Raw genomic sequence first — 10,459 nt, forward strand, 5'->3', positions numbered from 1 at the left:
TTCTCCAGTATTTTAATTATGCCTATACGGCGGCTCCCAGCTCTGCTGACGAGTATGCGAAAAGCATCAGCACCATCAGTCATTATGACGGTGATGATACCTACATCGGGAAATATGTATTCGACACGACGAATCCCCTCCTGACAGAAATCGAGGTTCAGGATGCCTCAGACACTCCAAATGGCTCCTTTGAACTGGTCTACGATACCGACGGCAGGATTGCCTCCTTCAGCAGCTTCAACAGCTCCGGGACCAAACTATGGGATTATCAGTTTGGGTATGATTATTATGGCAATAGAGTCACTGAGACTCTTCAGGACAAGGAGGATCAACCCGATGTGGCTGACTTCTTCAGTGTAGAATCCTTCTTTGTAGATCTGAATCGTTATTTCCCCTGAAGGATTTAATTGATTATATTGCCCGAAGATCTCATCCGAGAACTATTGATCCACATCATCAAACCACTCCTCATCCCTGATGCTTTTACAATTTGAACAAATCGGCAAAAGACCTGTGAGAGTTTTGATGTCATCAAATGCCTCCCCATCCACTTTTCATATTTAATTCATGATAATCCCAACTTCTGCACATCATAAGATTCATTTTATCTGTTACTGTTACAGAGTGAATGGATATGTACATTTTGTGAAATCGGAGTATTCTTTACAAAGTGTCTGCCGAATTTTTGGATAATGAAGGATAGACAAAAAAGACAAGGAAATCCCAATGGATAATAAACGATTTGCCATCAATATTGATGATATTGAGGCGGCTCCTCATATCGGCAAAAAATTATCATTTTGACACAAAGACAGTAGTATAAGAGCAGGCATGAATAAACAAAGCATTTTAATATTAGATGATGAAGAAATAATCAGAGATCTATTAGAAGATTTACTGATTGAAAAATTCAATATAATGAAAACTGACTCTGGTTACAAAGCTCTTGAGATTTTGGATAATTATAAAATTGATCTAATACTTGTAGATATAAATATGCCCAGGATGAATGGACTTGAGTTCATAAACAAAGCTAGACAAATAGAACCAGATATTGCGTATATTATAATTTCCGGAAACAGGGATATTGATACTGCCATAGATGCTCTTCATTCGGGGGTGTGGGATTTTATTCAAAAACCTTTCAAGAATATCAATAATTTAAATAAAGTCATCCATGCCTCCCTGGAAAAAAGAAACCTGATACAGGAAAATCGCCGTTATAAAGAGAATCTTGAACAGATGGTCAAGATAAGAACCGGTGAGTTGGAAAAAAAGAATGAGGAACTCCTTCAGTCCAGAAATAGAATCATTGGGATTTTATCAAGAGCTGCCGAGTTTAAAGACTATGAAACTGGTCAGCACTTTATTAGAGTCTCTCAATACTCAGGAATCATTGCCTCAGGTTTAGAATTAAGCCAGTACAAGGTAGACTTAATACGTCATGCCGCTCCCGTTCATGATATCGGAAAAATCGGGATTCCAGAGAGTATTCTGTTAAAACAGGGGAAGTTGACAGATTCTGAATATAAAACAATGCAGAAGCACTGTGAATACGGAGAACAGATTCTAAAAAGTCGGTCTCTTGATAATCTTATCAGCCCTATGAACAATGTTCTCCATGGCGATTTCAACAATACAGATGACTTGCTGGCAACGGCCGCTTTAATAGCCAAATACCACCATGAACGGATCGATGGAAGCGGCTATCCTCTCGGTTTGACAGGAAAGCACATTCCCCTCGAAGCCAAGATTGTTGCTGTCTCTGATGTTTATGATGCCATAGGAAGCAACCGCTCCTATAAAAAAGCCTGGAGCGAAAGGGAGTGTCAGGAGCATATCATCAAAAACTCAGGAATCCATTTTGATCCGGATGTGGTGGATGCTTTCATTTCCAATATTGATCAAATTCAGGAAATAAAAAATACTCTCATGGATAGCCAGGAATTTCAAATGAAAATTATCTGATAATCAGACTCCTACCATCCCTCTACCATAAGCACGAATTGCCGCATTTATTAGAATTCATACTTTATTCATACAATGAACAAACTTTATTCATTCCATATATTGAAATTCATATATTATAGGACTCCTATAGGAGTTAAATATGATTAAAAAAAGAGTCACAAAAGCAAGACTATTATTATTAGCAGCTTTTGTCATATTTATCAGTTATGAAGCTTATATGCACCAGGTCAAAGGAGGAGGCCCTGACGGATCTCCCTCCATTCATGCACTATGCCCCTATGGAGGGCTCGAAAGCCTCTACTCAATGTTTCTGACAGGAGCACTGATCGATAAGATTTACGGGGGAACCATTGTCCTGTTTATAGTATCCATTCTGACTGCTCTTTTCTTTCGCAGAGGTTTTTGCAGCTGGATTTGTCCTCTCGGTGGAATGCAGGAATTTCTGGGACGCCTTGGCAGGAAAGTCATGGGGAAACAACTGAGGATGCCCCCTTCTGTTGATAAATATCTGAGATATCTTAAATATGGGGTCCTTGTTCTAACGGCTGTATTATCATGGAAAACAGCCTCCATGTGGGTGTCTCCCTATGATCCCTGGGCAGCCTTTGGTCATCTTAGTGAAGGATTCCCCTCTTTATGGAAAGAATTTGCCGTTGGATTTGTCATCTTGATAATTACATTTATCGGTTCGTTTCTCTACGACAGGTTCTTTTGTAAATACCTCTGCCCCATGGGAGGATTTTTGGCTTTCATTTCAAAAATCAGTCCCTTCAGTATTCAAAGAGATGATGATCTCTGCATAAACTGCAATCTGTGTACAAAGGTCTGTCCCATGAATATTGATGTTGCAAAGGTTGAAACAGCATCCACTCTGGAATGCATAAACTGCCAGGAATGTGTTGAAGTTTGCCCCAAAGAGGGAGCCTTAACCAATAGAGTCTCATTCAACAAAAAACTGAAACTGACCCCTGTTCTTGTTGGAGTCTCGGTCCTCATTATATATTTCGGGGGAATTGGAATTGCAAAAATGGTTGATCTATATACACTTCTTCCCGGGCCGATTACTGAAGAAACCATAGTGACCGATGTGGATACTCTCAAAGGATATATGACTTTGTCTGAAATATCGACTTTGATGCACCTTCCTTTGGAAGAAGTATATTCCCGGATGTCCATTCCTGCAGAAGTTCCTGCGGAGACAGAAGCAAAACAACTTGAACAATATATCCCCGGCTTTGATTTTCATGAAGCAAGGAATGCTCTTCGAGATTAAAAGAAACCCTTCATAGCGGAGCCTCCGGTGGTGGGCTCTGCTTAAAAGTTTCCACTATTTTCATAAAACGTCGCCCATACTCAACATAGTTGGCGTATTTTAATTCCTCTTCTGATGAGACATCACTGTCATGATAGACAGATGCCATATGGGGCTCTATAGAAAACCCTCCATCATATCCCCTCTGAATCAGATCTGCCACGATTTCCCTCACCTTTCCTTCTCCATCTCCGGGAAAACACCAGTCGGAAGAGTTGAAAAGTTCTTCGTGCTGCATCTTCCTGAAGACTCCATCCTTGATGTGCACGTAGGCAACATGCTCTTTAATAGCCGTGTAAAATTGCAAGGCATCCTGCATATGATCAGAGTGTCCTTCCCGGTAATCCACAGAGTTCAGAGGATTTCCGGTGTCAAAGAGCAGTTTAAAATGGGGAGAATCAATCTCCTCGACCAGCCTGAGGGCATGTTCTGATGACATCCCTCCATAGTTGGCACAATTTTCATGCATATAATAGACTCCAGCCTCCTCGCAAAGACGGACCAGACCGCGTAATTTTTCAAAGATCCTCTGCTCCAGCTCGGGGGTGTACAAGGAGGCATCCCGGAAGCGGGTAAAACTCATGCCCCGGATCATGGTGCATCCCAATCTCTCCATACGGGGGAAGGCCCGTTTCAATTCATTCAGGCTCTTTTGATAATCCTCTTCAGACCGGGGATCCCGGCTCCAATTGGCCACAGTACTGCCGAAGCAATTGATGGAGATACCCTGGTCTTCCAGTTTTCCAGCAACCAGATCAAACTGATTATCAGGAAGGTCGTGAATATTCATGCCATCGATGTTGCGGGACTCGATGCGGGTCCATCCCAGTTCTTTCGTGGCACGAATCTGAGCATCCAGTCCAATGCCGGCTTCATCGGCAAATCCTGTATAATACATGTTTATTTCACTCCCATTTTTTTTAGATTTTGATAAGAGATTTCAAGGGATTGAAAGATGTCTCTGTTTTCTACAGGAACATCCTGCTCAACCACATACCATCGCACGCCGGTTTCAACACAGGCCTGAATGATCTCAGACCAATTCAGATTCCCCTCACCTACTTCGCAGAAACGGGGTTCCCGTCCCACTATCGTATAATCCTTAAAATGACAGACCGGCATGCGTCCACTCACTTTCCTGATCCATTCGGCCGGATTCTGTCCCCCTCTCTGGACCCAGTGAACGTCAATTTCGGCAAAAAAAGTAGTCTTGTCAGTTTCCGCATAAATTCGCTCAAGAAACAGACTGTCTCCGGATGGTGCAAATTCCATTTCATGGTTGTGATAACCGAAGCGGATACCCTGGTCAGCAAAACGCCGGCCATAACCATCCAGTTCAGCAATCAGTTTCCCCGCTGCGGCTGGTTCGACTGTAAATGCTTCGCCGGGGAAGCCCAGGGCGGTAAAATCACAGTCCCAGGTTTTCAATTTTTTGACAAGAGAGTTAAAATCATTTCTCAGGGCATCAAGGCCTTCATGAGAGGCACAGATATATAAACCGTGTTTATCCGTTATATCCTTGATCTTGTCCGGGCTTAAAGGCACTCCTGATATCTGTACGGCCTCATAACCGAACCCTCTAATCCGCTTGAGAGTGTTGTCCAGATCTTTCTCTGTCTGACAATACTCTCTCAAACTGTAAAGAGTCGCTGCAATTTTCGTATTCGGTTCGTTCAATTTGGTATTTCCTTTGCGGCGAATCTTCCGCCATTTATTTTTTATTTCAGAATGACTGGCTCATGTCTTCAGCAATGGTCTCTACCACGGTTTTTTTTAAAGTGGAACCTGCGATCAGTTCTTTTAACCTGAGTTCAAAAAGATCTTCATCCAGGGGCAGGGTCATCATCCTTTTTTCAAATCCGGAAAGCATGATGGCATTGTTTATGGCGATGGAATTAAGACCCTCTGCTGCAGGAGCAATGAGGTCTGCCTTGCCCATGATGGCATCACAGAAATTTTCGATGATCAGCTTGTGCTCTCCCCCTGATTCAGAGATGGGTATATCACAGGTCCAGCATTCTGGCTTATCAAAACCTCCCGGAGCCGTCTCCAGATGATCCAGAACAGAGATCCGGTTACGGTAGAAAGTCAAAGTGCTGCCTTCCCAGATCAGCTTTCCCTGCTCACCGACGATCTCCAAACGATTCGTACCGGGAGCTTCTCCGGTAGAGGTGATAAAATGCCCGACCATGCCATTGTCATATTCAAAATAGGCCGTCACTTCATCTTCTACTTCGATGTTGTGGTATTTCCCCAGGGAAAACATCCCCATGACACGATCCGGACAGCCTACAAACCACTGATACATATCCAGCTGATGGGGACATTGATTCATCAAAACACCACCGCCTTCTCCTTCCCAGGTGGCACGCCATCCTCCTGAATTATAATAAGCCTGTGTTCTATACCAGTCTGTTATGATCCAGCTTGTACGAAACAGTTTTCCCAACTCCCCGGCATCCAGGAGTTCTTTGATCTTTTTGGCAGGTCCACGGGTACGCTGTTGAAACATAGCAGAAAAGAGGAGGTCTTTTTTCACCTTTTTTCCCTCTTCCCAGGCTTTGATCATTTTATTGATATCCTTCACATGAACACCGACAGGTTTTTCAGTGAGCACATGTATACCCCGCTTAAAGGCTTCCAGAGAGATTGTGGTATGAGCGAAATGGGGAGTCGCGATAACCACAGCATCAAAACCACCCGCCTTAAAGAGCTCCTCTATAGAGTAATACGCCGGGCATCCATATTCTTCCGCCTTGCTGTCGGCGATACCCCGGTTTGTGTCACAAACAGCAGCCAGATCTGCTTTCTCCATATTGTATATGTCACGGCAGTGATTCCCGCCCATATTGCTCAGACCGATAACGGCCAATTTAACTATCATTTTAAACTCCTTTTTTCTCTCTGCGGTTACCGGCAAAGTTCAAACATATATCTGAGTATAAGGGCGATATATTCAGATTTGAATGGTGTTTTTAGGAAGAAACATGGACTTATTCTTACTATTTGGTGTAATTTTAGAAACGTTCCCACAAAAAGGAAAAAAGAATGAAAAGCGACCTGCCATTTTTTAAGTCCCTCCCCTACAGAAACATTATTCTGAACCTGACGGAACCTCCTTACCCCCAGCAGAACAATGACAACTGGAGCATACACAATATGACCATGAATGATTATGATCTATTTATCTGTGAACAGGGCCGGGCTTTGTTCACTCTGGCCGGGAAGGAATATGCATTATCACCAGGGAGGGCACTGCTTGTTCCTCCTCATTGCCTTGTAAGCGCCAGGAAAATCAGTCCCGAACCGGTCAAAATGGTGGCTCAGCATTTTATGCTCTACCTGTTTCACAAAACCGACTTTTTCAGCCATATCCGATACAGAAACATGATTGCCTTCTCAAACTGGCCGCTTATCAGTACCCTGCTGACAGAAATCCGCAGAATTATTGAGGAGGGTCAATCCAATTGGAGTCCCCTGGACACAAATCCTCTGTTCATGGTCATCCTCAATGCCTTTATCCAGGAGGCCTACGAATCTGAGGAGTTCAGGGAGGAGCGGAAGAGCTCCCTTGTTCTGGAAATGATCTCCCTCATTGAGAGAGAGTACAAAAACCCTCTCATCCTGGAAAAACTAATGGATCAGTCTAGTTTCGGATACAGCCATACAGCCAATACTTTTAAGGAATACACAGGATTGTCTTTAAAGGCCTTCATCATCGAAAGGCGCCTGGAAGCGGCCAAAGAGAGCCTTCTGAAAGGGAGGAGCGTGAAAGAGAGTGCCGAAGCCGCAGGATATGAGGATGAATTTTATTTTTCCAGGATCTTCAAAAAATACTCGGGGGCCACCGCCAGAGACTTCCGGAAAAGGATCTGAACCATCCCGGACTCAACTGGAGCCCGGGTAAAAAATGTTCAGAACCACTGATCCAGACTGTTGAAAGACTCTGAAGATCTTAATCGGTCAACTGAGCAGAGAGAGTCCTGTAATTCCTGATCATATCCTGAATCTGCACAGGAGTCGCCGAGCACAGACTCTTGTTGGCGGCAATTCCAGTCAGAATGGACTGAGCTCCCTGAATATGGTCGGCAGCGCAGCCGAAGGGATCATCCTCCACTCCCACAAAGATATCACGGAGCAATCTGTCATCACCACCGCCATGGCCGCCCTCACTTTCCGGGGGAAGTTCCACAGTATAGGGGGTCTCCCAATGAGGGCGGACGGTGATCGTCACTGATTCCTTCAATGCGAATTCCGATTTTTCTCTGACATCAACACGGTTAGGATCATCAGACCCGCCAGAAGTATAAGCCGATTCAACCACTTCAAACTCCAGTCGTCCTTTTGTGCCGTTGAAGGCAATCCTGTACCCTTCCCAGGGGGAATAGGCGGTCAGATGATAAGACATGACAGCCTTGTTGAAATACTTCACAATGACAGCCACATCGTCTTCGATTGAGATCCCCTGGCTGAAAACACTCACATCCCTCTGATATCCATCCACCGATTCAGCATCCAGATAAAGACCCTTCATCCTTTCATCAGTACTGAGATCCAATGCAAAAGGATCTGCCTGGCTGATACCTGTACTCCGGGCATAATAGTCTTTAATTCCCCGTTCTTCGGCATTTTCCTTGCCATAAAAAACAAGTCCGCCTTCTGCAAAAACCTGTTTAGGGCTGCTATCCAGCCACCAGTTCATAAGATCAAAATGGTGAGTAGACTTATGAACAAGAAGTCCTCCGGAGTTTTTCTTATCTCGATGCCACCTTCGGAAATAATCCGCACCATGCCGGGTATCCAGAAGCCACTCGAAGTGAACAGACTTGATCTCTCCCAGGGTTCCTTCCTGCAAGATTTCCTTGATCTTCATGTTACGGGGGGCATAACGGTAGTTGAAGGTGACCCTCAAATTCCGTCCTGTTTCTTCAATGGTTCTGAATATTTCTTCCGCCTTGTCACAATCGACGGTCATTGGTTTTTCCGAGATAACATCACAACCGGCTTGCATGGCCTGTACAATATACTGATGATGGGTTCTATCCATGGATGTCACAATGACGATGTCTGCCTTCTGCTCTGACAGCATTTTTGTAAAATCTTCAGGACCATAGCTGCTCACCGGAGTCGCGTTATACTGTTCACTCAAGTACTTATTTGTGTATTCCATTCTTTTTGTATTGCTGTCGCAAATCCCGGTCAATGTTCCATACTCTTTGAATTTACCGAATAGGGCATCAATATACATAAAGGCCCGGCTTCCTGTACCCACCAGGCAATATCTCTTATTTTTCATTGATTGAACTCCTCCAATAATTGATACTAAAAAATATAACAGATGCCCTAACAATGTTTCTTGACACTAAATTCACATTTTCTTGACATTTTCGCTCATTCCCAACAAAATCAGCTATGCTTCACTACTGCTCCTCTGGAACAAGGAATTATCATCTGAGACCCGTAAAGACCCATTTAAGACACTACTGGGAATTTCAGTTTTTTATAGGAGGCCGCAGCTGTCCTTCATTCCCCGGGAGCGGAAGATTCCCTGAAAATGAGAATAATTTCTGGATTTTAAGACCCGACTGTGCCCATGGATGGCATGAGACTGAAAACAAAGCCTGTGATGTAGCGGTCTTTCATTTTTCAGAAGTGCCTGAAACTCTGGGCAGACTCTTTAACAGCAATGCGGCACTGGCAGTCACCCTCCCTCAGAAACTACTGGATGAAGCCCATGATCTGGCACGCCATCATGGGTCTGAAGTCTTAAATCCCGATGCACTTAGCCCGGTCCGGTACAGACTCTGCCTGGACAGGCTCAGCCTTATATTTCTGGAAGAGATGAACCGTCAGAGAGAAATATCCAATCCCTCGAGAGAGAAAATGATCTGTGATGCTGCGATTGCCTGGATGTGCTCCCACATGGAGGAAGGACCGAAAATTCAGGAGCTTGCCGAAAAAATGGGGTACAACATCAGTCACCTGCGGCGTATATTTCAGGAAATTACAGGAGAATCGCCGCACAAAGAACTGACGATCAGAAGAATGATCCGTGCAGCAGAACTACTCAAATCAGGAACAAATACGGTCATTGATATTTCCATGGCCTGTGGCTACCACTCCCACAGTGCATTTACCAGGGCTTTCAAGGGATATTACGGTGTTTCACCCTCTGAATTCAGGAAACAGGAAAAGACCCTTGCCTAAATCTGGGGATCAGGAAAATATTCGTTTGATTGATACTGGTCAGCATACTCTTTGGGAGTCACACCCATGATGGACTTGAATTGAGTCGAAAAATATTGCATAGTCCTGCTGCATCACATCGGGAAGCATTCCGCCGGCAGCCATGGTTGTGACTTTGGTCCAGTAATCTCCCCAGCCGGCAAATTCATAAGTCATCACAACATTGGGGTTTTTCTCCATGTAGAGATCAATCGTCTGAATCGTTCTGTTGTGGCGATTTTGAGAACCCCACCAGATCATGGACAATTCTTCCATTTTCGTATCAGATTTTTCACTTTGACCTGCTGCAAACAGGGGCAATGTGATTAAGACAGCCAGGAACAAGAATAACAGTTTCTTCACGTAATTCTCCTTTTACTTTAGAAAGTTGATTTACTATATTATCCATGTCATATTTCGCTATTGAGAATTGAATAATTCGATGATTTCTTTAATTAATCCGACTTTACCTGAAAAAATGGAGCGAATTCAGCTATTGGAGACAGCACTGTCGCCTTTTTTCTTTAAGGCTTCTGAAATTGTATGGCTGAGTACATGTCCTTCAATGGGTTTCTGAAGGTATCCATATACACCCAAGTCAAGGAGATCCTTTGAATTCTCATTTGAATAACCTGAAATTATGAGGGCACACACATCGGGATCAATCTCTTTCATAGCAATGAAGGTCTCCCGCCCATTCATCTCGGGCATGATCATATCCAGAATGACAAGATCAATATTCTTATATTCACGGGAGAAAAGGTCCAAACCCTGCCTGCCATCTTCAGCAAGGAGAACCTCATATCCCAAATCGCTCAGGAGAGTTTTATAAACCATTCGTATAACAGATTCATCATCTACAATAAGAATACATCCTTTTCCCGGGGTCATTGAAGAATCCTGAGAACGACTCTCCGGCTGATCCTCTATAAGGGGGAGGTAGAGTTTGAA

Annotated in this window: 11 protein-coding genes; 5 read left to right on the plus strand and 6 right to left on the minus strand. The window is 43.9% G+C overall.

What is annotated here, in order from left to right; genetic code table 11:
* From PF479_RS08595 to PF479_RS08605, 3 genes are all read left to right on the plus strand, one after another.
* On the plus strand, positions 1-398 hold a 398-nt coding region (locus PF479_RS08595), incomplete at its 5' end, for a hypothetical protein (protein ID WP_298004951.1).
* A 433-nt stretch (positions 399-831) separates the two neighbouring features.
* Complete coding sequence (locus PF479_RS08600) at positions 832-1,968, plus strand: HD domain-containing phosphohydrolase (protein ID WP_298004953.1); 1,137 nt, start codon at positions 832-834, stop codon at positions 1,966-1,968.
* 142 nt (positions 1,969-2,110) lie between these two features.
* Positions 2,111-3,244, plus strand: a complete 1,134-nt coding sequence (locus PF479_RS08605) for a 4Fe-4S binding protein (protein ID WP_298004955.1) — start codon at positions 2,111-2,113, stop codon at positions 3,242-3,244.
* A 10-nt stretch (positions 3,245-3,254) separates the two neighbouring features.
* Here the strand turns inward: PF479_RS08605 and PF479_RS08610 are convergent, their stop codons facing one another.
* From PF479_RS08610 to PF479_RS08620, 3 genes are read right to left on the minus strand one after another with little or no spacing between them, the layout of a single operon-like run.
* Entirely contained in the window at positions 3,255-4,181 is a 927-nt protein-coding gene (locus tag PF479_RS08610; protein ID WP_298004956.1) for a sugar phosphate isomerase/epimerase, read from the minus strand.
* A 2-nt stretch (positions 4,182-4,183) separates the two neighbouring features.
* On the minus strand, positions 4,184-4,960 hold the full coding sequence (locus tag PF479_RS08615; protein ID WP_298004959.1) for a sugar phosphate isomerase/epimerase: 777 nt from the start codon (positions 4,958-4,960) through the stop codon (positions 4,184-4,186).
* A gap of 46 nt (positions 4,961-5,006) precedes the next feature.
* The gene (locus PF479_RS08620) at positions 5,007-6,167 is read right to left on the minus strand and encodes a Gfo/Idh/MocA family oxidoreductase (RefSeq protein ID WP_298004961.1); all 1,161 of its coding nucleotides are present in this window, start codon (positions 6,165-6,167) and stop codon (positions 5,007-5,009) included.
* Positions 6,168-6,331: 164 nt separating this feature from the next.
* Between PF479_RS08620 and PF479_RS08625 the strand changes: the two genes are divergently transcribed.
* The gene (locus tag PF479_RS08625; protein WP_298004963.1) at positions 6,332-7,159 is read left to right on the plus strand and encodes an AraC family transcriptional regulator; all 828 of its coding nucleotides are present in this window, start codon (positions 6,332-6,334) and stop codon (positions 7,157-7,159) included.
* Between the two features lie 79 nt (positions 7,160-7,238).
* Here the strand turns inward: PF479_RS08625 and PF479_RS08630 are convergent, their stop codons facing one another.
* Positions 7,239-8,579: a Gfo/Idh/MocA family oxidoreductase gene (locus tag PF479_RS08630; protein WP_298004966.1), complete on the minus strand. Its 1,341-nt coding sequence runs from the start codon at positions 8,577-8,579 to the stop codon at positions 7,239-7,241.
* Between the two features lie 116 nt (positions 8,580-8,695).
* Here PF479_RS08630 and PF479_RS08635 point away from each other — a divergent pair, with 116 nt between their 5' ends.
* Complete coding sequence (locus PF479_RS08635; protein ID WP_298004969.1) at positions 8,696-9,490, plus strand: AraC family transcriptional regulator; 795 nt, start codon at positions 8,696-8,698, stop codon at positions 9,488-9,490.
* 39 nt (positions 9,491-9,529) lie between these two features.
* On the opposite strand, the gene PF479_RS08640 is transcribed toward PF479_RS08635, so the two are convergent.
* Positions 9,530-9,871, minus strand: coding sequence for an ABC transporter substrate-binding protein (locus tag PF479_RS08640; RefSeq protein ID WP_298004972.1), 342 nt, complete (start codon positions 9,869-9,871; stop codon positions 9,530-9,532).
* Between the two features lie 126 nt (positions 9,872-9,997).
* The coding region (locus PF479_RS08645; protein WP_298004975.1) for a response regulator at positions 9,998-10,459 on the minus strand (462 nt) is incomplete at its 5' end.

The sequence above is a fragment of the Oceanispirochaeta sp. genome, assembly GCF_027859075.1.
Classification (GTDB): domain Bacteria; phylum Spirochaetota; class Spirochaetia; order DSM-2461; family DSM-2461; genus Oceanispirochaeta.

Bases quoted from the DNA above. Each gene is read 5' to 3' on its own strand.
- PF479_RS08600 (WP_298004953.1), top strand. From the start codon at position 832: ATGAATAAACAAAGCATTTTAATATTAGATGATGAAGAAATAATCAGA.
- PF479_RS08605 (WP_298004955.1), top strand. From the start codon at position 2,111: ATGATTAAAAAAAGAGTCACAAAAGCAAGACTATTATTATTAGCAGCT.
- PF479_RS08610 (WP_298004956.1), bottom strand. From the start codon at position 4,181: ATGTATTATACAGGATTTGCCGATGAAGCCGGCATTGGACTGGATGCT.
- PF479_RS08620 (WP_298004961.1), bottom strand. From the start codon at position 6,167: ATGATAGTTAAATTGGCCGTTATCGGTCTGAGCAATATGGGCGGGAAT.
- PF479_RS08625 (WP_298004963.1), top strand. From the start codon at position 6,332: ATGAAAAGCGACCTGCCATTTTTTAAGTCCCTCCCCTACAGAAACATT.
- PF479_RS08630 (WP_298004966.1), bottom strand. From the start codon at position 8,579: ATGAAAAATAAGAGATATTGCCTGGTGGGTACAGGAAGCCGGGCCTTT.
- PF479_RS08635 (WP_298004969.1), top strand. From the start codon at position 8,696: ATGCTTCACTACTGCTCCTCTGGAACAAGGAATTATCATCTGAGACCC.